Origin of the sequence: Curtobacterium sp. MCBD17_034, assembly GCF_003234515.1 — a bacterium.
In the GTDB taxonomy this organism is placed as follows: domain Bacteria; phylum Actinomycetota; class Actinomycetes; order Actinomycetales; family Microbacteriaceae; genus Curtobacterium.
Genome location: NZ_QKTN01000002.1, coordinates 555,996 through 575,652 on the forward strand (window position 1 = coordinate 555,996; position 19,657 = coordinate 575,652).

The following is a 19,657-nucleotide window of genomic DNA, read 5'->3' on the forward strand; positions in this document are numbered from 1 at the left end:
ATGACGGGGACCGATCCCACGACGAACGGAGACCACATGTCCCTGCCACCGCTCCCCGACGACGCCGTCGCGATGCTCCAGCAGCCGAACCCCGCCGTCATCGCCACCCTGCGGTCGGACGGCACGCCCGTCACCGCGGCCACCTGGTACCTGTGGCAGGACGGCCGGGTCCTCGTGAGCATGGACGACAGCCGTGTGCGCCTCAAGCACCTGCGGCGTGACCAGCGCGTCAGCCTGACGGTCCTCGCCGAGGGCGACTGGTACACCCACGTCACCCTGATCGGCCGGGTGGTCGAGTTGTACGCCGACGAGGGCCTCCGGGACATCGACCGCATCTCGACCCACTACACGGGCGGCGCCTACCCGGACCAGGTCCGTCCGCGCACCACGGGCGTCATCGAGATCGACCGGTGGACGGGCTGGGGCGCGATGAAGGACAACGACCAGCCGACGACCTGACGGACATCGCTCAGCCGAGTCCCGCGAGACCCGTGCGGTCCGGGATCGTGAACCGCAGGTCGGGCAGCCAGGCCGCCGGGTCCTTCCAGCGCGGTGCCATCGGGAGCCGTCCGAGCCGCTTCCGGATCGCCCAGGCCGATGCCGGCTCGGGCAGCACCCGTCGCGGCCCCTCGACGGCGAGCGCCCCGAACCACCAGTGCCGCCAGGTACCCTCGACGGACTCCGGGTCGAGCACGACGTAGTAGTCCGGCATGACGCGGTGGCCCGCGGCGAAGGCGGCGAGCGCCGTCTCGACCTCGAGCTCGAGCGTGCCGAGCGTGCTGCGGTCGTCGAAGAACTCGACCCACGCGGCGGCGACGTGCGCCAGGGGGTCGGCGTCGTGGACGACGTACGTCCCGTTCGATGCGCTGATCCGCGCGGTGCCGTCGGCGTCCGCCTCGCCGAGTCGGAGGGCGTCGACCCCGCGGAGTGCGCCGAGTTCGTCGAGGAGGCCCGTGGCACCGGCACCGACGAGCGCGATGATCGTTGCGGTCTGGACGGCCATGCCCCACTCTACGTCCACACGTCCCACGCGGCGGCCGTGCGCCGGAGCCGGGCCGACGGACCGGTTGCCGCGCAGGACCTGACGGCGAACGAGAGCCGCTGCGCGAAGCACCCAGGCCAGGTCCCGCATCGAACGGACGAGAACCGACATTCTGCCCCTCATCCGAGGTACGGTTGGCGCTACCAGACGGAAGTCGGGAACTGCGTCAGGGCAGTCCCGGCATCGTCACGACCGCGCATGACGACAGGGATGATGGGCATGAGCTCGTACGAGTCCGAACCGGGCGTCGCACCGGTCCGCATCACGACGTTCAAGCGGCAGCGCAAGCTGTGGCGCCGCGGGTACGCGCTCGAGACAGGGCACGACGATCGCTACGAGGACTTCTTCCGCGACTCGTCCGCGTTCCGTCGACGGGACTGATCGACGTGGACGGCTGGCCGGACACCCACCGGCTCGGGCGGGCAGCGTCGCTCCCCGTGGACGCGCCGCAGCGCACGATGACGCCGTGCTTCGCCGCGAGCGGGCAGTGGATGCTCCGGACCCATGCGATCCCCCGACAAGCGGTCGCTGGGCTCCTCGGGTACTCCGAGGTGCAGAGTGGGTTCGACGAGATCGTGTCGATGCAACCCGAGGTCGGGCTGCTCTGTGCCGGCGTCCGGAACGCCGCGCGCACGATCGCAGGAGCCGACGAGACCTAGGACGCCCATGACGACCGAGACCACCGCCCCGACGAACGACGCGGTCCTGGTCGCCGGCGCCGGCGGCGTCGTCGGTCGCAGTGTCGTCGAGCACTTCGCCCGCACCGGTGTGACGACGCGGGGCATCAGCCGCCGGGCGCCGCAGGGCGTGTCCGGTTGGACCCACCTGCCGGTGGACCTGCTCGACGCCGACGCCGCCGTCGAGGGGCTGCGTCCGGCGTCCGACACGACGCGCCTCGCGTTCGCCGCGTACATCGAGAAGGCGGACCTCGCGGAGCAGATCGGCCCGAACGTGGCACTCCTCGAGCACACCCTCGACGCACTCGACCGGCTCGGCGCTCCGCTCCGGCACGTGACGCTCTACCAGGGCATGAAGTACTACGGCGCCCACCTCGGCCGGTTCGCGACGCCCGCCAAGGAGGACGACCCGCGTCTCCTCGTGCCCAACTTCTACTACGACCAAGAGGACCTGCTGCGTGAGCGTGCGGCGCAGCGGGGGTTCGCGCTCACGGTGTTCCGGCCCGAGGCCGTGATGGGCTACGCGCAGGGCACGCCGATGAACCTCCTCATGGCGATCGGCACCTACGTCGCGATGACCCGCGAGCTCGGCCTGCCGCTCCGGTTCCCGGGGCAGCGCGAGACGTACGACCGGATCCTGTACCAGATGACGGACGCCGAGCTCCTCGCGCGCGCGACGGACTGGGCCGGTTCGGCGCCGACCGCGGCGGGCGAGGCGTTCAACATCACCAACGGCGACGTCGTGCGGTGGAGTCACCTCTGGAAGCGACTCGCGGACCACTTCGGCCTCGAGCTCGGCGAGCCGCAGACGCTCCCCCTGGCGACCGTGATGCCACCGCGCGAGGACCTGTGGAACCGCATGGTGGAGCGGCACGGTCTCGTCCCGACCCCGTACACGGAGCTCGTCGACTGGCGGTTCGGGGACATGATCCTCGGCTCGACGTGGGACAACGTGTCGAACGTGATCAAGCTCCGGCAGGCCGGGTTCGGCGAGTGCCACGACAGCGCCGACCGTCTCGTCGAGCTCCTCGACGACCTCGGTCGTCGGCGGATCCTGCCGGCCGCACCGGGCGTCGAGGTCCAGCCGGTCTGAGCACGATCGGCGCGGACGCCGGGAGGTGCGGATCGGCCTGGTCCCGCGCCTCCCGACAGACACGATCCCGGGAGGTCCGGGGCGCGCCGGTCCCGCGCCTCCCGTCCGCCGGTCAGTCGGCGGGCAGGACCCGCGCGAAGTGGTGCGGGGCGGAGAACATCGGGATGATGTCGACGGGTTCGCCCGGGTGCGGTGCCTGGATCACGAGGCCGTTGCCGAGGTAGAGGCCGATGTGGGCCTCGCTGTCGTAGACGACGAGGTCGCCGGGCTGCGCCTCGGACTCGGGGATCGTCGTCGCAGCGGCGTCCTGCGTCGGCACGTAGTGGACGAGCGGGATCCCGACCGACGCGTACGAGACCATGACGAGGCCCGAGCAGTCGATGCCCGCGTGGGACGCGCCGCCCTCGACGTACGTGTCGCCGAGGTAGGTCAGCGCGGTCTGGATGACCTGCGCACGCTTGCCGCCGGCGCTCAGGGCGTCGACGATCGCGCTCTGTGCGCCGGAGACGGTCGCACCGCCGCTGACGACGACCTCGGTCGGGGCGGGCGCGGCGATGATCGTCGTGCCGTCGTGCTCGATGACGGGGAGCGTGATGTCCCGCGACACGGTGTACTGCTGTGCGCCGGGGGTCGACGAGGTGACGGCCGCGGCGGCGCTGCTCAGCGTGTCCGCGTTGGCGGGGAGCCCGAACGCGATGCACGACGTCATGGCGAGGATCGGGGCGACGATGAGCGAGAGACGCTTCGCGCTCACGGCACGGCGCTCGTGACGGAGGACCGGGGCGGCGACGGCCGGGGCGGTCGCGACGACCGGAAGGGCGCGGGCGGCGGTGACCCGACGGACCGCGGCCAGGCGGGCTGCGGCGTGGTGGGCCTCGGCACGGCGGATCTCTGCCCGGCGGCTCGCTTCGGCGGGGCGGTGCTCGGCGAGGGGCGAGGTGACGACGACGACGCGCTCGGCGACGGTTGCGGTGGGACGGGGACGAACGGCGCTGGTGTCGGCACGTCGGGTGCGGCGGTCCTCGACGGGGAGCGCGTGTCGTCCTGCCATGTGTCCCTTCCTCGTCCCGCCGAGCGCGGGACACGAGAAGATAACGTATTGGTAACCGTCTGACGGTCGCCCTGGCAGCGGGCCGTGCGCGCCTGCGGGTCTCCACAGGTTCGATGCGACCCGTCCGGTGACGCGCGATCTGGGGGATGGCCGGACGCCCGGCGCCTCCGTACCGTGACGACATGCCCGTCATCCGCCGATGGAACACCACCGCGAGCGACCGGATCTGGGCGGCGCGCATCGGCCCGGAGAACGCCCGCCGCCTGGCCGGCGTCCGCCTGCCGGCCTACCGCGCCCTCGCCGCGTTCGTCGTGCTCCTCGTCGTCGCCGCGGCCGCCGCCGCCCTGGCCCCCGCACCGGTCGGCGTCGTGGTCGCCGCCCTCGCCGTGCTCGCCGGCTCCGCCGTCGTGGGCGTCGGGGTCCGACCGCTGCGCGCGGAGGGACACGCACTCGCGGTGCGCCTCCGGGACCTGGGCCACCGGGTGGACCGCGACGCACCCCTCAACGACGGCGGCGCGTTCGACCGCTGGGCCGCGCGGAACGGACTGCCGCGGGAGCAGCTCGTCACTCCGTGGTGAATGATCGTCGGATGCGCTTCCTGCCGCCCCTGACCGGTCCCCGCATCACGGCCGCCGCGGTCGGGATCGCCGTCGTCGCCCTGATCGCCTGGCTGTGGGGTCCGCAGGTCGCACACGGCGTGGTGCGCACGGGTGTCGCCGGTGCGTTCGTCCTCATCCCCCTCGCGGTGCTGGCCGCGCTCGTGCTCGTGGGACTCCGCGTCGGGCCGTCGCTCCGGGCCGTGCTCGCGGCCGCGCTCGTGCTCGTCTTCGCCGGCTCCGTGGTCGCCTGGGTCCGGCACGCGTACGACGTCGACCGATTGTACGTCGCCGACGTCCGGACCGTCGACCACCCGGCACCGAGCTTCGCCGAACGCTCCCCGTACGACGTCGCCGCGACCTCGTCGACCAAGAACCTCGGCGACACGACGGGCACGGCGCTGCCGGTCAAGTCGCTCACCGACCAGCGCAGCCACGGACTGTGGGACGCGCTCGTGCAGCGCCGTGGGTTCCTCGCCGGGTACGAGAGCGTCCAGGTCCAGGACATGCCCCTGTTCGGGCAGACCGAGCCCGACCAGGTGAGGACGTGCGACTTCACGCGCACCGCACGGCTCCGCGTCGGAGGGTCCCTGCCGGCCAACTCGCTCACCCGCGCGATCGATGCCGCGACCCCGCCGACCGTCGGTTTCGAGCCGACCGACGTCTACGGGTACTGCGACGGCCGGGCCCCCGATGTCGTCGTGCCGTTGACGCAGGTGCACGGGTTCTGGGACACGTCCTACGACTTCTTCGGCGACGCCCTGTACAACGGCCGGACGGGCGAGGTCCGCATCGTGACCCGCGCCGCCGACCTCCCCGGCCCCGCGTACCCGCAGTCCCTGGCGAAGCGACAGCGGACGGCCCTGCGCGCGCTCGGGTCGTTCGGCGACTACTGGTTCCACCGCTCCGGGTACGAGGACACGTCGGACGACTCGGACAACCCCGACTCGTTCAACCCGTCCGAGCTCGGACTGCGCCGCGCGAGCGACGACCACGCCACGTACGTCACCCCGCTCACCCCGCCCGGGTCGTCGTCCTCGGTCGTCGCGCTCTCCGTCGTCGACGCCTCGGTCGGCCACGCCGGCAGCCGCAACCCGATCACGGTCTACGAGTACGAGAAGGGGTCCGCGCGGCAGGCGAACTCGTCAGTTGCCTCGACCATCAAGACCACCTACAGCTACCTGCCCGACTGGGCGAGCGGGCTCAAGATCTTCGAGATCGTGCCCGGAGCGCGGAACCAGTGGGTCGCCTCCATCGGGCAGTCCCAGGGCGTCGTCTACCGCGCGGTCATCGACGCTGCGGGCGCGGCCACGCTGTACGACGCGAACGGCGACGTCGTGACCCGATCGGGCACGGAGTCCGCGGGAACGGACGGCGGGACCGGTGCCTCGGGCTCGAGCGGAGCCTCCGGATCGGCCGGGTCCCCGGACCTGTCGAAGCTGACGCCGCAGCAGCTCCGGGACCTGGCGCAGGCGGCGCTGAACGAGCTCGCCAAGCGGGCGGAGTCGTCGGCCCCGCCGACCACGGCGCCGTCACCGACGCCCGGCGGCTGAGCCGCAGGAACGACGAACGGGAGGCGCTGCGCACGACAGCGGAGTGCCTCCCATCCGTCACACCCCTGGGTGGGGCTGCGGCGGGGCGACCGAGACGACGTTCGCGGCCGCGACCCCGTCGTCACCGCCGTGGTCGTCGAGGAGGTCGGCGTGCGCGACGGCGTAGGCGCGAGCGCGACGCATCCGCACGACCGCCGCGGGGATGGCGACCGCGGCCCCGACGACCAGGACCCCGAGGTAGACGATGCCGAGCCGCGTCATCCCGTCGAGGGTCAACGACAACTCGTTGCAGGCGATCCCGGCGTACAACAGCGCCAAGTACCCGATCTGCAGCCCGAGGACCGTCGGGACCGTCGAGGCGTACCGCGCCGCAGCCCGTTGGTCCGCCGCCGAGAGGTCGAGGGCCTTCCCACGGAGGACGACCTTGTTGAACTGCCGGAGGCGTGCGAGATCGCGGCCCGCCGCATCCCGCAACCGGCGCTGGAGCGGCACGACCAGGACGACCATCACGAACGCCGGGACCATGAACGTCATCTCCGCCCCGAGGAGTCCCGTCGTCGCGAGGTCGAGACCACGCTCGCGCCCGAGGGCCGCATCGACGACGACCCACGCCGACGCGAGGACCACCATGCCAGCGAACACCACCGACACGATCAGGAGCTTCCGACGGATCAGACCGGGGTCCACGGGTTGCCACCAGTAGGGCGACGCCAGTGGGCGCTCGGCGCGCCGGAGGCGGTCACCGAGCGGTCTCGCGACGACGAGCAGCAGCGCGGTCACGAGCGCGACGAGCACGGGCACCCACACGGGTCCGCCCGCGACCACCGTCGCGACGACGAGCAGGCCGACCGCGGCGAGGTCGACCGCGAGCACGACGACGCCCGCCCGACGCAGGTACCGACCAGCGTCGGGCGAGGACCGTCGATCCCAGAACGTGTTCCACGACCCGAGGAGCAGCGGACCGTACACGATGAGGGCGACGCCCGTGCCGGCCGCCACGACGAGACCGTCGGGGCCGCCCCGCAGCTGGATCGCCACGAGCAGTGCTCCGCCGATGCTGAGCACCGTCGACACGAGCACGCTGAGGATGTACGCGAGGATGCGCATGGTCCTGCCTCCCGGCAGCGCCGTCGGGTCGGCGCCGCCGTCGTCATCCTGCTCCGCCACGCGATCGGGTGGAACGACACCTTGACGGATCCTCAGGCTCCGGATCGCTCGTCGCCTCGGAGAATTCATGCTCGTTCCTGTGCCGATCCCCAGGTATCGTGCCGAGCACACCCCCGAACGGGGTGCATCCACGAGAACGGTAGAACCAGTTGCGCAGACATCAGGGGATCAGCAGCTCCACCACCGCCGTCCGACTCGCCGTCGTGGGGGTGACGACCGTCGGCCTCGTGCTCGGGTCGACACTCCTGGGCGCCGGGGTCGCGACCGCGTCGCCCGTCGTCGGGCACCACACCACGACGATCACGCCGGACCACCGTCAGGGCGGGGTCGGCAGTGGCGTCGACCGGGCACTCGCACCACGGACGCAGTTCACGATGGCGCCCGACGGCTCCTCGGGCGCGACCCAGGGTGGCGAGGGCATCCCGAACATCGACTCCGTCAAGAAGACGATCGCGACCTACTACGGCGACCCGGGCACGGGCATCGCCGACAAGACCGACAGCCCCTACATCCGCGAGATGGCCGCCATCGTGCGGCGGGAGAGCGGCCAGCTCCAGCGTCAGTACGACGCCGCCGTGGCCGCGGGCGAGAAGCCGGCCATCGTGCTCGACAGCGACGACACGACGCTGTTCACGTACGACATGGAGGTCGGGGACATGCACTTCACGTTCTCGCCCGCCGAGCAGGACGTCTGGGTGCAGGGCGAGCGGTTCCCCGCGACCCCGTCGATGGTGTCGTTCGTGAACCGGGCGGCGGCGATCGGCTACACAATCTTCGGCGTCACGGGCCGCAACGACGACCAGAAGGCCGCGACCCTCGCCAACCTGTCGAAGGACGGGTACGACGGGTTCACGTCCGACGACTTCTTCACGAAGTGGACCGGCGTCGGTGCCTCGCAGCAGCCCTCGTACGTCACGTGCGTCGCGACGTGCACGACGGTCGAGTTCAAGGCGGGGACGCGCAAGCACATCGAGCAGGACCTCGGCTACACGATCACGCTCAACGTGGGCGACCAGTACTCCGACCTGCAGGGCGGGTACGCCGAGCACACCCTCAAGCTCCCGAACCCCACCTACTTCCTCCCCTCGGCGGACCTGCCGGGGGTCTCGGAGCCCTGGCTGGCACCCCGGACGCACTTCACGATGGCACCCGACGGCTCATCGGGCGCGACGCAGGGCGGCGAGGGCATCCCGAACATCGACTCCGTCAAGAAGACGATCGCGACGTACTACGGCGACCCGGGCACGGGCATCGCGAACAAGTCCGACAGCCCCTACATCCGCGAGGTGCGGTCGATCGTCGCGCGACAGGCGCCGGTCGTGGTGGCGCAGTGCGCGATCGCGAGGGCCCGGCACCGCAACCCCGCGATCGTCCTCGACGCCGACGACACGACCCTGTGGACGTACGACATGGAGGTCGCGGACATGCACTTCACGTTCTCGCCCGCGGAGCAGGACGTCTGGGTGCAGGGCCAGCGGTTCCCGGCGACGCCGTCGATGACCTCCCTCGTCGCGGTCGCCCGCGCGGCCGGCTGCACGGTCATCGGGCTCACGGGCCGGAACGAGGGCCAGCAGGCAGCGACGATCGCGAACCTGCGGAAGGTCGGGTACCCCGAGTTCGCCGCGACGCAGCACGGCAACCGGACCTACTACACGAAGTGGACCGGCGTCGGTGCCTCGCAGCAGCCGCCGTACGTGCACTGCGCGGCCGCGTCCTGCACGACGATCGAGTACAAGTCGCAGACGCGCGCCCACATCGAGTCGGCTGCGGGCGGCCGGTACGACATCGTCAGCAACTGGGGCGACCAGTACAGCGACCTCATCGGCGGCTCGGCCGACCGGTCGGTGAAGCTGCCGAACCCGACGTACTACCTGCCCTGACCTCCGGCGGGTCCCGATGACGGGAGGCGGTGAGCACGACGGCTCGCCGCCTCCCGTTCGTCATGGGTCGGGCCGCGCGCGGAGCGCCAGGAGCGCGCGCTCAGTCGAGGGTGACGACGAGTTTCCGCGCCGAGACACCACGCCGCAGCCGGGCGAGCGCCTCGGGGACAGCAGCGATCCCGTGCCCCACGACCTCGCGCTCCGGAGCGGCGACGTAGCGGCCCGTCGCCAGGGCCTGCGGCAGGAACGCCTCGTAGACGAGCGGACCCACCTGGCTGACCAGGGGCGTTCCACCCCAGATCGCGGAGACGGTGATGCCCTCGCGCCGTGCGGACCGCGCACGGAGTCGCGTCGCCGGGGTGGGGTAGGCCGAAGCGAGGCGCCGACTCCCCGCGGTGGCGCGGACGACGCGGAGGGTGCGGGTGAGCGAGCCCGCGCCGATCGCGATCGTCCCCGCGAGCGGCCGGTCGCCGATCGCGTCGGTGATCCGCCGCTCGGCGTCCGGGTCGTGGTAGTCGAACACCTGCTCGGCGCCGAGTCCGCGCACGAGGTCGTGGTTCCGGTCGGACGCGGTCCCGAGGACGTCGTACCCGGAGGCCCGCGCGAGCTGGACGGCGTTGCACCCGACGCTCGTCGACGCACCCCACACCAGGACGACTGCTCGACGCGGCTCGGGGTCCAGGGAGGGCCCGGCCAGGCCGAGCTGGTCCGGCTCGTACAGGCTGGCCGCCGCGGTCGTCAGTGCGAGCGGCAGCACCGCGGCGTCCTCGAGCGGCATCGACGCCGGGACCGGGGCACAGTTGCGCTCCTGCAGCAGGACGAATCGTTGGAAGGCGCCCTCGGCAGCGGCGTTCCGGTGTCGCTCCTGCCCCGCGGCGGAACCGAGCACGCGCGCCCCGAGGTCGAACCGCCGCACGTCCGGGCCGACGGCGACGACCTCGCCGGCGACGTCCGAGCCGAGTACCGCCGGGTACCGCAGCCACGGCGTCACGAACGGACGCGCGAGGCCGGACATCGCGTCGACCGGGTTCACGGCGACGGCACGCACCCGCACGACGATCTCCCCCGGGCCAGGGGTGGGCATCGGTGCGGGGCCGATCCGCAACCGCCCGACCGGACTCCGCAGCCAGACGGCCTCGTTCTCCACCATGAGTCAGCTCCTCCACTTGACGACACGCAATGTCATCACTCTGCACCATGACACTCCGTGTCGTCAATGGTGTGTCGTCGTGCGATCGGGACCCCGCGGGCCCGGGCCCGTCTGCAGCGCCGCGTCCGGGAGGCACGGGTCGGCCGGTCCGACGCCTCCCGTTCGCGGGATGGTCGGGCGACGGACGCGGCTGGCAGGATGAGCACCGGGCATCGCCACGCCGGCCACCGGAGGACCAACCATCCCCCGGAACGCGGAGTCGGGACACCGTCGATGGCCGCAGCCGTCCTGCGCCCCTGGGAGGGGCCGTCGACGCGCACCGCGATGAGGAGGAGACCATGCCCGATCCCGGACTCGGGACGATGAACGTCGCGGCGATCGCGGCCGAGGGAGCGCGGCGGCACCGGTCGAAGGCGGCCGTGATCACGGCCCTCCCGGACGGCGGTACCGAGACCCTGACGTACGCGGACCTGTGGGAACGGGTCCGGGCGATCGCGGGTGCGCTGCGGGCGCAGGGCGTGCGACCCGGCGACCGCGTCGCCGTCATGCTCCCGAACATCACGGAGTTCCCGTGCGTGTACTTCGCGGTCCTCGCCATGGGCGCGGTCGTCGTGCCCGTGCACCTGCTCTTCAAGCGCGACGAGATCACCCACGTGCTCCGGGACTCGGAGGCCCGGGTGCTCGTCGCGTCGGCGTCGATCCTGCCGCAGGCCGGACCGGCGGCCCGCGACGTCGGCGCGTTCGTCGTGGCGGTCGGGGCCGCGTCGGCAGCGGAGGTCGACGCGGACGTCACGCTGGCCGAGTTCGAGGGCGGTGCGGACCCGATCGACGAGTACGTCGCGGTGAACCCGCTCGAACCGGCGACGGTCCTGTACACGAGCGGCACGACGGGGACGCCGAAGGGTGCCGTCGGCTCGCACTTCGCGCTCATGGAGCAGGTGAACGTGTCGCTCATCGACCTGTTCGACCTGCGACAGGAGGACGTCGTGTTCGGCGGCCTGCCGCTGTTCCACACGTTCGGGCAGACGGTCGTCATGAACACCTCGCTCCGCCGGGGTGCGACGATCGTGCTGCTGCCACGCTTCGATGCGGCGACGGCGCTCGACCTGTGCGTCCGGCACCGCGTGACGGCGTTCGACGGCGTGCCGACGATGTTCATCGCCCTGCTCGAGGCCGCCCGCGACACCACGGAACGGCCACCGCTGCGCTTCTGCATCTCCGGCGGCTCCGCGCTGCCGGAGGCCGTGCTCGAGCGGTTCGAGGCGACGTTCCGCGCACCCATCCAGGAGGGCTACGGCATGACCGAGACCTCGCCTGTCATCGCCGTGAACCCGAAGGGCGTCCCGAGCCGTGCCGGGAGCGTCGGACTGCCCATCTGGGGCGTCGACGTCGTCATCGCGGACGCGGACGTCGAGGACCGCATCGTGCCCGTCGCCCCGGGCGAGACCGGCGAGCTCGTCGTGCGCGGACACAACCTGTTCACGGGCTACCTCGGTCAGCCCGAGGCCACGGCCGCAGCCATGTGCGACGGGTGGCTCCGCACGGGCGACATCGGCACGATGAGCGCTGACGGCTACGTGACGATCGTCGACCGCAAGAAGGACATGATCATCCGGAACGGCTACAACGTGTACCCGTCCGAGGTCGAGTCGGTGCTCCACCGGCACGAGGACGTCACGTCGGCGGCGGTGTTCGGCGTGCACCACGACGTGCACGGACAAGAGGTCCACGCGGCGGTCGTGCTGCGCGACCCGGACGCCGACGTCGCCGCGATCGACGCGTTCATGCGCACGCGCGTGGCCGCGTTCAAGTACCCGCGGGTGTTCCACGTCGTCGACTCCCTGCCGCTCGGGCCGAGCGGCAAGGTGCTCCGGCGCGCGCTGTCGGCGACGTACTCCGCCTGACGGCTACCGCGGGATGACCGCGAACAGGAACCGCTTCCGCACCATGTACCAGCTGAGCAGGATCATCGCGGTGTGGATGAGCGTGCCCTCGAGGACGTTCGACGGGTCGAGGCCGGGGATCGACGCGATGAGCAGCACGAAGAACACCTGCCACACGAACACGTAGAGGCTCGCCTGCCCGAGCGGGATCCACAGCCAGCCGATCGCGGCGTTGATCGGCTTCCAGAACACGGTGAGCACCGCGTACGACACGACCGCGAAGAACGCGATGTCGACGAGCCGGCCCCACTGCAGGTCGACGCGCTGGTACGCCGTGTTGTACAGCTCGTCGTACATCCCCGCGGGGAACGGCGTCGGGGTGAACCCGGCCACGTGACCCGCCCAGACGTAGACGAGGAACCCGGCGTACCCGACGACGCCGATCGCCATGAGCAGCTTGCCGACACGGCTCGTCAGCGCGGCCACGATCCGCCGGCGGTAGTACCCGAGCACGAGCCCGTGGGTGAACACCACCTGCCAGGTGAAGAGCGGGAACACGGCCTCGAACTGCGACGGCAGCGGCGACAGGTCGGGGCGCACGGCATCGAGCACGTAGAGCGCCCAGCTGACGACGAGCAGCGCCCACCACGCACGGCGCCGGATGATCCACATGAGCACCGGGATCGCGATGCTGAGCACCACGAAGAGCCCCATGATGTTGAACGGCCACGGGCCCATCTCGAGGAGCAGGAACTGCCGGACGGCGTACCAGGGCGGCGGGTAGTCGAGTAGCCGCATGGCGTTCGGGTAGAGGTCGTAGACGCGGCCTTCCGCGCCGACCCCGCCGGTGCCCGTGCCCCGGTCCGTGAACGTCGTGATCGCCGACGCCTTGAGGAACGGCACGAAGCTCAGCGCGAAGACGACCAGGATCACCCCGAGCGTGACGAGGTACTGCTTCCGGGCGCGCCGCCACGCGTTCACCGCCGAGGCCCACTCGCCGAACCGCGCGACGCCCAGCGGGTAGACCATGCCGAGCACGAGTCCGCTGAGGAACACGAACATCTCGGCGCCCGTGATCGCGCCGATCGCGTGCAGGGTGAGGTACGAGTAGGGCCCGGCGAGCTCGACGTGCGTGATCACGACCGCGAGGATGATGAACCCGCGGAACAGGTCGATCCGGAGGTCGCGCCCGGGCTTGCCGTCGTCGTCGTACCGCCAGGACGGCGCGAGCCGACCGACGAGCCCGGACAGCAGGAACGTCAGCGCGAGCACGACCGCGCACGCGACGATCCAGGCCATCTGGTCGCCGCCGGTCTCGAGCTGCTGGTTCGTCGCCGCGCTGCCCTGCTGGGCGGTGACGCGGTCCGTGACGGGTCCGAACACGAAGCGTCCGGCGTCCTGCAGGTCGGTCCGGAACGACCCGGCGATCCCCCGGACCGCGGTGTCCCGCCAGTCCGCGACCCGGTTGCCCGCCTCGGGTTCCTCGCGGTCGGCCTCGAGCCAGGTGACGCCCCGGACGAGCGGGTGGCTCGGCAACGCGGCGATGACCTGGCGCCACCAGCCCTGCTTGACCGTCAGCTCGGCGGCCCCGCCGAGCGAGTGGACGTCCAGCGCGCCGGTGTCGAGCAGCAGCGGCCGGTGCTCCCCGACCGCGAACCGCTGGTAGAAGGTGCGGTCCTGGGGCTGGGTGTACCCCCAGGACTCGTCGAAGCGTCGGTCGACCTCGCCCGCGACGGGGGCCGCGTTCTGCGAGAGCGACACCGCCCGGCCGGCCGCCGCGGTCGCCTTGCCCTTGCCGAAGAAGAACATGGACAGGCCGACCCAGTCGACGGAGCCGCTCCCCGGCCAGTACGGAGCGTACGGGTCGTCCGCCTCGGTCAGGCGGTCGTCGTGGTTCGTGTCGAGTGCCGCGATGTCCATCGCGTTCGCCGAGGCGAGGCGACCGGCGGCCTCACCGAAGGGGTAGCCGGAGCCGTAGGAGGGTGACCAGACCATGCGGGCCTTCGACGTCCCCGCGTGGACGACGCGTGCGAGCTGCCGGAAGGCGCTGACGAACTCGGTCGGCTGCTGCCCCCACCGGACCCAGGTGCCGTTCATCTCGGGCGCGAACCGGACGAGCTGCTCCGTGCCGTACTGCTTCCGGACCTGTTCCAGGAGTCCGTCGGCGCGCCGGGCGTCGGCCGCGTCCAGTCGTGCCAGGGAGGTCCTCGGTTCGAAGCTCACCACGAGGACGGCGCCCTGCGCGGCGGCCTGGCGCGCCGCGGTCCGCCACTGCTCGGCGGCGCGCGCGTCCACCGGGTAGTCGACGTCGATGCCGTACATCGACGGCGTCGCGCCGAGTCGGCCAGCGTAGCCGTCCGGAGCGTCGTTCGCCCAGTCGAGGTCCGGGCCGAACCAGGTGCCGGACCCGCGCGGGGTCCCCGAGGCGGTGACGCCCGCGGGCGTCGACCGGGTGGCCGCCGACGCGACCGGTGCGGTCCCCCCGAGCACGAGCACGACGATCGCGATCACCAGTGCGACCGCGCGCGCCGTGCGCTGCTTCATCGTCGACACACGAGCGTCCAGATGTTGCGACCGTGTTCGTGGCGGTAGTCGAGCCGCTCGAGGCTGGCGAGCGCCAACGCCAGGCCGCGACCGCTCTCGTCCTCGACGTCGGCCATGGTGACGGCCGCGAGGTCAATGTCGGCGGGCAGTCCGTTGTCCTGGAACTCGGCGGTGAGGACCTCGTCCGTCGCGTCGAGGTCGAGGGTGTACCGGCGGCCGCCGACCTCGGCGTCGCTGCGCCGCGAGTGCTCGACGATGTTCGCGGCGATCTCGACGATCGCCGTCTCGAACGAGAACCGCGTGGCGATCGCGGCGTCGTCGCCGAGGTCGCTCCACCAGCGGTCGAACGCGTCCTGCAGGGTCTCGATGCTCTCGAGGGTCGCGGGCACGTCGATGTGGACGCGTCGACCATCGGCGGTCGGGGCGGGCTGCTCAGTCACGGAGGGCGTCCTCGACCGTCGCGCGGGGCTGGAGGATCCGGTCCAGGTTCGTCAGGCGGAGCACCATCGACACCTGCTCGGACGGCGCCACGAGGCGGAGGTCGCCGCCCGCCTGTCGCGCCGACTTGAGCAGGGACACGAGCGCGCCGAGCCCGGACGAGTCGACGAACGTCGTGCCGGAGAGGTCGACGACGAGCATCTGGTCCCCCGCCTCGAGCTGCTCCGTGGCGACCGCACGGAGCTTCGGTGCCGATGCGACCGTCAGCCGGCCCTTCGGCGTCAGGACGACGCCGCCCTCGACGGGTTCCACGTCCACGGTGATCATGCTGTCTCTTCCTTCTCCCGGAGCGCATCCCGCCCCGTGTAGCGAACGGCCCGGATGACGATGCTGAAGATCGCGAGGTCGAAGACGACCCATGCCGAGTTGATGAGGGGGGCGATGCCGTGCGCCTGCCCCGCCGCGTAGCGGACGGCGACGAGCACGAGCGCAGCGACGAGGCACCCCATGGCGACGAGCTGCGGCCGCACGAGGTCCCACCGGTGGCCGGTGAACTCCTGTTTCGTCTTCGGGGTCACGCGGAACCCGAGCGGCTGCCCGAGGTACACGTTGCGGAACGCGGACGTGACCGACTCGATCCAGACCGGGAACAGCGCGAGCGAGTACTGCTGCCCGCGCCACGTCGGGCGTCCGGCCGCGACCACCCAGAACAGCACCTGGTTGAGCACGAGGAACGGGATGAGCCGCGCGAAGAAGTCGACGCTGTACGCCTGGACGGGGACCACCCCGAACGCCAGGCAGAGCACCGGCGCGGCGATGTACACGACCGCGGCGAACCCGGAGAGGTAGCTCCACATGGTCGAGAAGTACATGAGGCGCTGCGCGAACGACAAGCCCCGCTGCACGAGCGGGTTCTCGCGGAAGAACACCTGCATCGTGCCCTGCGCCCAACGGAGTCGCTGCGTCAGCATCGTCGGCAGGTCCTCGGGGGCCAGCCCGCGTGCGAGGAGCTCGTCGTGGTACGCCGACCGCCAGCCGAGGCCGTGCAGGCGCATCGCGGTCGCCATGTCCTCGGTCACCGAGATCGTGGCCAGTGGCATGATCGCCTGGGCCTCGTCGCCACGGCTGACGTCGAGCGCGCCGACGAGGAGCGAGATCGCCTCGATCGCGACGATCGGCGACGCGTCGCGCTGGCCGAGCAGGTCGAGCGCGGAATCGTCGATGGCGGCGAACGTGTCGGCCTCCACGGACAGCGCGGCGAGCTCCGCCAGGTCCTGACGCATGGCGGCGAGGTCGGCGCCGGCGAACCGGAACGCGATCGCGTCGATGCCGCGCTGGAACCGGTAGGTCACGTCGGCGATGCCGTCGCCGTTCGCGAGCTCGGCGCGCGCGCGGTCGACGATCGCCCCGGCCTCGTCGAGCGCCTGCAGCACGCGCGGCTGGCCCTCGGCCTCCTCCCGTGCCCGCGCGAGCAACCGGCGCGAGGTGCGGATCGCGCGGTGCACGCCCTGTTCGACCTCGTCGACGTACCGGGACACGCCCAACTGCATCAGGGCCTCCCGGCGGAGGATCGCGTTCGACCCACAGAAGAACGCGGCGTTCCAGCCGTCCTTCGACTGCTGGATGGGCCCGTAGAAGAGCGGCGCCTGGCTGCCGAGCACGTCGGACTCGGGGACGTTCTCGAACCACTGCGGCGTCTGCACGAGCGCCATCCGCGGCTCCTTGAAGTACCCGAGGGTGCGGTCGAGGATGCGCGGGTCGGGCACCTGGTCGGCGTCGAGGATCAGGAGGAACTCCCCCTCGGTCGCCAGCAGCGCGTTGTTGAGGTTGCCGGCCTTGGCGTGCCGCGGCCGGTCGATCCAGTCCGACGACCGGGTGATCACGCCGATGCCCGCGGCCTCGGCGGCCTCGCGGATCTCCGGCCGCGCACCGTCGTCGAGGATCCACGTGGTGTGCGGATGCCGGATCGCCACCGCGGCGAGCGCCGTGCGCATCACGAGCTCGACGGGTTCGTTGTACGTCGTGATGAAGACGTCGACCGTGACGTCCTCGGCGGGTGGGGCCGGTGGTTCGCCGCGTTCGCGGATCCGCCAGGCGCCGAACGCGAACAGGAGCGAGTCGATGACGCTGTAGGTCTCGGCGAGGATGAGCGGCACGGCGATCCACCACGAGTGCCAGTTGACGGAGGCGACCCAGCGCCATCCGACGTAGTCCGCCCCGGCGAGCGCCGCGAGGACGACGACGACCCGGATGGTGACGAGCCGCCGACGCGAGGTCGTGTGCTCGAGGAGCCGCCGGTCCCGGCGGGTCATCTCGAGGGTCACGGGCGGTACTCCGCGACCACGACGGTGACGTCGTCGAGCGGCACCCGCTCGGCGCTGAGTGACCGGATGCGTTCGACGAGGGCGTGGATGTCGGCCGCCTCGCGCGTGTAGCCGGCGAGCTCGTCCGGCCAGACGATCTCGTCGTCCAGCACGTCGAGCACCCCGTCGCTCACGAGGACCAGGCGGTCGCCCGGGTACAGCGTCGTCGTCTGCGCGGTGTGTGGCTGCGGCAGGATCCCGATCGGGAGGCCCGTGCCGGTGAGCTGCTCGGCCGTCCCGTCCGCGCGCACGAGGATCGACAGGCCCGCTCCGGCATCGACGTAGGCGAGGCGCCCGGTGTCGAGGTCGATGGTGGCGTGGAAGTAGGTCACGAAGGCGTTCGTGCGCTGGAGGTCGCCGGTCATGGCCCGTTCGATGCGGTCCACGGCCGCGCCGAGCGAGACCTCGTCGGTGATCGAGGGCACGATCGTCCGGGCGGCGGCACGGGTGGCGGCTCCGAGGATCGCCGCCGCGGTGCCCTTGCCCATGACGTCGCCGATCGCGACGTGCACGAGGCGGCCGACGACACCGTGGTCGTAGTAGTCGCCGCCGACGCCGAGCGACGGGATGCAGACGCCCTCGACGCGGACCTCGTCCGTGACGAGCGGCCGCTCCGGCAGCAGGGCCTGCTGGGTGTCGCGCGCGCGCACGGCTTCGGCCTCGGCGAGGAGTTCCTCCTGGGCCCACGCAGCGAGGTCGGTGAACTCCTGCATCTCGCGGGGGGAGAGCGTCCGGGGCTCCTTGTCGATGAGGCAGAACGACCCGACGACGTTGCCGGAGGCGTCGGTGAGCGGGTGCCCGATGTAGAAGGCGAGTCCGTTCTCGACGAAGGGCCGGATGTCGGCGAACCGGGGGTCGAGGCGCGCGTCGTCCGTCGTGATGACCTCGCCCGTGTCGGTGACGAGCTTGCAGGGGGTGTCCCCCCGGCCGGACTCGGCGTCGTCGAACCCCGCCCGGCCCATGTAGAGCGCGCGGTCCCGGTCGATCACCGTGACCGAGGACATCATCACGCCGAACATGGCGCGCGCGATCCGGGTGATCCGGTCGAGGCGCGGGTTGCGGTCCGGTTCGGTGAGCCCGAGGCTCTCGACGGCGCGCTGCCGTCGGTCCTCGCGCACGCGGGGCTGGTCGGTCGTCGCGTCGTCGAGGGTCGGTTGGGTCCCCACAGCGCATGCCTCCTGATCACGAGCACACGGAAAACGGTGGCGCGTCCGGGCGGGACCTCCAGGGGGTCCCGGTCGACACGTGCCGCCCGCGCCGGCCGATGGCTTCGGATCCAGCGCGTACCACTCTGTCTACCGCATGATCGGGTGCCGTGCGAGCCGTGCGGGGCGCGCCGGGGTCATCTCGCCCCTGGACTGGGGCAGACCAACCGGGCCGCGCCGCCGCTACCGCACCTCGTCGAGCAGCCGCCCCCGCCCCTCAGCCAGTCGTCCGCCGCGCCGGTACTCCTTGGCCACCATGTCGAGGACCTCCTCGGCCGAGACCTCGTCGGTGCGCTTGTCGAGGGTGATCTCGCCGTGCTGCAGCAGGTTGACGCGGTCGCAGACGTCGAACACCTGCGTGTAGTTGTGCGCGATGAGGATGATCGACACCTCGCCGCGTTCGCGGAGCATCGAGATGAAGTCGAGGATGATGCCACCCTCCTTCGCCCCCATGGCCGCGAGTGGTTCGTCGAGCAGCAGGATCCTCGCGTCGGAGTACACCGATCGCGCGACCGCGATCGCCTGCCGCTGGCCGCCCGACAGGTTCGCGACCTCGTCGTTCACCGACGCGATCCGGATCCCGATGTCGTCGAGGTACCGGCGGGCGTTCTCGCGCATCTCCGAGCGGCGGAGGAAGGGCCCGCGCCGGAGCTCCTTGTTGAGGTAGAGGTTGAGGTACACGGGCAGCGTGTTGACGAGCGCCAGGTCCTGGAACACCGTCTCGATGCCCCGCTCCCGCGCGTCGCCGATGCCGGTGAACGTGACCGGGTCCCCGTTGAGGAACAGCTCGCCCTCCGTCGGCTGGTGGTACCCGGTCAGGATCTTGATGAGCGTGGACTTGCCCGCGCCGTTGTCGCCGATGAGCCCGAGGACCTCGCCCTTGCCGACGTGCAGGTTGATGTCGCGCAGGGCCGTGACGGACCCGAACCGCTTGCTGACGTGCCGTGCCTCGAGGGCCGGTGGCGTGCCTCCCGGCGTGCGGTCGGTCGTGCCCGTACCCGTGGTGGTGGTCATG

18 protein-coding genes are annotated in these 19,657 nt (G+C 71.7%); 8 read left to right on the forward strand and 10 right to left on the reverse strand.

Going from position 1 to position 19,657, the window contains the following annotated elements:
• Positions 1-36: 36 nt before the first annotated feature.
• Positions 37-459: a PPOX class F420-dependent oxidoreductase gene (locus tag DEI92_RS06285; RefSeq protein ID WP_111011478.1), complete on the forward strand. Its 423-nt coding sequence runs from the start codon at positions 37-39 to the stop codon at positions 457-459.
• Between the two features lie 10 nt (positions 460-469).
• Here DEI92_RS06285 and DEI92_RS06290 read toward each other — a convergent pair whose 3' ends face one another.
• Positions 470-1,003, reverse strand: coding sequence for a hypothetical protein (locus DEI92_RS06290; protein ID WP_111012770.1), 534 nt, complete (start codon positions 1,001-1,003; stop codon positions 470-472).
• Positions 1,004-1,261: 258 nt separating this feature from the next.
• Between DEI92_RS06290 and DEI92_RS16495 the strand changes: the two genes are divergently transcribed.
• The 3 genes from DEI92_RS16495 to DEI92_RS06300 are packed head-to-tail and all read left to right on the forward strand — an operon-like array spanning position 1,262 to position 2,812.
• Positions 1,262-1,423 (forward strand): hypothetical protein, encoded by a 162-nt coding sequence (locus DEI92_RS16495; RefSeq protein WP_181434685.1) that lies wholly within the window; start codon positions 1,262-1,264, stop codon positions 1,421-1,423.
• A 5-nt stretch (positions 1,424-1,428) separates the two neighbouring features.
• Positions 1,429-1,701 carry a hypothetical protein gene (locus tag DEI92_RS06295; protein WP_111011467.1) on the forward strand — a complete coding sequence of 91 codons (273 nt, stop codon included), beginning with the start codon at positions 1,429-1,431 and terminating at the stop codon, positions 1,699-1,701.
• A gap of 7 nt (positions 1,702-1,708) precedes the next feature.
• A complete protein-coding gene (locus DEI92_RS06300) occupies positions 1,709-2,812 on the forward strand; it encodes an SDR family oxidoreductase (RefSeq protein ID WP_111012771.1) in 1,104 nt (367 codons plus the stop codon).
• A gap of 112 nt (positions 2,813-2,924) precedes the next feature.
• Here DEI92_RS06300 and DEI92_RS16825 read toward each other — a convergent pair whose 3' ends face one another.
• The gene (locus tag DEI92_RS16825) at positions 2,925-3,863 is read right to left on the reverse strand and encodes a C40 family peptidase (RefSeq protein WP_258370092.1); all 939 of its coding nucleotides are present in this window, start codon (positions 3,861-3,863) and stop codon (positions 2,925-2,927) included.
• Between the two features lie 182 nt (positions 3,864-4,045).
• On the opposite strand from DEI92_RS16825, the gene DEI92_RS06310 reads away from it, so the two are divergent.
• Entirely contained in the window at positions 4,046-4,441 is a 396-nt protein-coding gene (locus DEI92_RS06310; protein ID WP_146249115.1) for a hypothetical protein, read from the forward strand.
• An 11-nt stretch (positions 4,442-4,452) separates the two neighbouring features.
• Positions 4,453-6,012, forward strand: a complete 1,560-nt coding sequence (locus tag DEI92_RS06315; RefSeq protein ID WP_111012773.1) for a hypothetical protein — start codon at positions 4,453-4,455, stop codon at positions 6,010-6,012.
• 57 nt (positions 6,013-6,069) lie between these two features.
• Here the strand turns inward: DEI92_RS06315 and DEI92_RS06320 are convergent, their stop codons facing one another.
• Positions 6,070-7,179, reverse strand: coding sequence for a hypothetical protein (locus DEI92_RS06320; protein WP_111012774.1), 1,110 nt, complete (start codon positions 7,177-7,179; stop codon positions 6,070-6,072).
• 149 nt (positions 7,180-7,328) lie between these two features.
• On the opposite strand from DEI92_RS06320, the gene DEI92_RS06325 reads away from it, so the two are divergent.
• The gene (locus DEI92_RS06325; RefSeq protein WP_258370093.1) at positions 7,329-9,059 is read left to right on the forward strand and encodes an HAD family acid phosphatase; all 1,731 of its coding nucleotides are present in this window, start codon (positions 7,329-7,331) and stop codon (positions 9,057-9,059) included.
• Between the two features lie 100 nt (positions 9,060-9,159).
• On the opposite strand, the gene DEI92_RS06330 is transcribed toward DEI92_RS06325, so the two are convergent.
• The gene (locus tag DEI92_RS06330) at positions 9,160-10,209 is read right to left on the reverse strand and encodes a zinc-binding alcohol dehydrogenase family protein (protein WP_111012775.1); all 1,050 of its coding nucleotides are present in this window, start codon (positions 10,207-10,209) and stop codon (positions 9,160-9,162) included.
• Positions 10,210-10,547: 338 nt separating this feature from the next.
• Between DEI92_RS06330 and DEI92_RS06335 the strand changes: the two genes are divergently transcribed.
• Entirely contained in the window at positions 10,548-12,113 is a 1,566-nt protein-coding gene (locus DEI92_RS06335) for a long-chain fatty acid--CoA ligase (RefSeq protein ID WP_111012776.1), read from the forward strand.
• 3 nt (positions 12,114-12,116) lie between these two features.
• Here the strand turns inward: DEI92_RS06335 and opgC are convergent, their stop codons facing one another.
• The 6 genes from opgC to DEI92_RS06365 all read right to left on the reverse strand — a co-directional run bounded on the left by opgC (position 12,117) and on the right by DEI92_RS06365 (position 19,656).
• A complete protein-coding gene (gene opgC, locus DEI92_RS06340) occupies positions 12,117-14,636 on the reverse strand; it encodes an OpgC domain-containing protein (RefSeq protein ID WP_146249116.1) in 2,520 nt (839 codons plus the stop codon).
• Positions 14,633-15,076, reverse strand: coding sequence for an ATP-binding protein (locus DEI92_RS06345; RefSeq protein WP_111012778.1), 444 nt, complete (start codon positions 15,074-15,076; stop codon positions 14,633-14,635). Before DEI92_RS06345 ends, opgC begins: the two co-directional genes overlap by 4 nt.
• A complete protein-coding gene (locus DEI92_RS06350; protein WP_111012779.1) occupies positions 15,069-15,401 on the reverse strand; it encodes an STAS domain-containing protein in 333 nt (110 codons plus the stop codon). Before DEI92_RS06350 ends, DEI92_RS06345 begins: the two co-directional genes overlap by 8 nt.
• Positions 15,398-17,386, reverse strand: coding sequence for a glycosyltransferase family 2 protein (locus DEI92_RS06355; protein ID WP_111012884.1), 1,989 nt, complete (start codon positions 17,384-17,386; stop codon positions 15,398-15,400). The genes DEI92_RS06350 and DEI92_RS06355 overlap by 4 nt, the downstream gene beginning before the upstream one ends.
• A gap of 8 nt (positions 17,387-17,394) precedes the next feature.
• The gene (locus DEI92_RS06360) at positions 17,395-18,603 is read right to left on the reverse strand and encodes a PP2C family protein-serine/threonine phosphatase (RefSeq protein WP_111011458.1); all 1,209 of its coding nucleotides are present in this window, start codon (positions 18,601-18,603) and stop codon (positions 17,395-17,397) included.
• A 222-nt stretch (positions 18,604-18,825) separates the two neighbouring features.
• Positions 18,826-19,656: an ATP-binding cassette domain-containing protein gene (locus DEI92_RS06365; protein ID WP_111012780.1), complete on the reverse strand. Its 831-nt coding sequence runs from the start codon at positions 19,654-19,656 to the stop codon at positions 18,826-18,828.
• Position 19,657: the final 1 nt, after the last annotated feature.

Bases quoted from the DNA above. Each gene is read 5' to 3' on its own strand.
- DEI92_RS06285 (WP_111011478.1), top strand. From the start codon at position 37: ATGTCCCTGCCACCGCTCCCCGACGACGCCGTCGCGATGCTCCAGCAG.
- DEI92_RS06290 (WP_111012770.1), bottom strand. From the start codon at position 1,003: ATGGCCGTCCAGACCGCAACGATCATCGCGCTCGTCGGTGCCGGTGCC.
- DEI92_RS16495 (WP_181434685.1), top strand. From the start codon at position 1,262: ATGAGCTCGTACGAGTCCGAACCGGGCGTCGCACCGGTCCGCATCACG.
- DEI92_RS06300 (WP_111012771.1), top strand. From the start codon at position 1,709: ATGACGACCGAGACCACCGCCCCGACGAACGACGCGGTCCTGGTCGCC.
- DEI92_RS16825 (WP_258370092.1), bottom strand. From the start codon at position 3,863: ATGGCAGGACGACACGCGCTCCCCGTCGAGGACCGCCGCACCCGACGT.
- DEI92_RS06310 (WP_146249115.1), top strand. From the start codon at position 4,046: ATGCCCGTCATCCGCCGATGGAACACCACCGCGAGCGACCGGATCTGG.
- DEI92_RS06315 (WP_111012773.1), top strand. From the start codon at position 4,453: ATGCGCTTCCTGCCGCCCCTGACCGGTCCCCGCATCACGGCCGCCGCG.
- DEI92_RS06330 (WP_111012775.1), bottom strand. From the start codon at position 10,209: ATGGTGGAGAACGAGGCCGTCTGGCTGCGGAGTCCGGTCGGGCGGTTG.
- DEI92_RS06335 (WP_111012776.1), top strand. From the start codon at position 10,548: ATGCCCGATCCCGGACTCGGGACGATGAACGTCGCGGCGATCGCGGCC.
- opgC (WP_146249116.1), bottom strand. From the start codon at position 14,636: ATGAAGCAGCGCACGGCGCGCGCGGTCGCACTGGTGATCGCGATCGTC.
- DEI92_RS06350 (WP_111012779.1), bottom strand. From the start codon at position 15,401: ATGATCACCGTGGACGTGGAACCCGTCGAGGGCGGCGTCGTCCTGACG.
- DEI92_RS06355 (WP_111012884.1), bottom strand. From the start codon at position 17,386: ATGACCCGCCGGGACCGGCGGCTCCTCGAGCACACGACCTCGCGTCGG.
- DEI92_RS06365 (WP_111012780.1), bottom strand. From the start codon at position 19,656: ATGACCACCACCACGGGTACGGGCACGACCGACCGCACGCCGGGAGGC.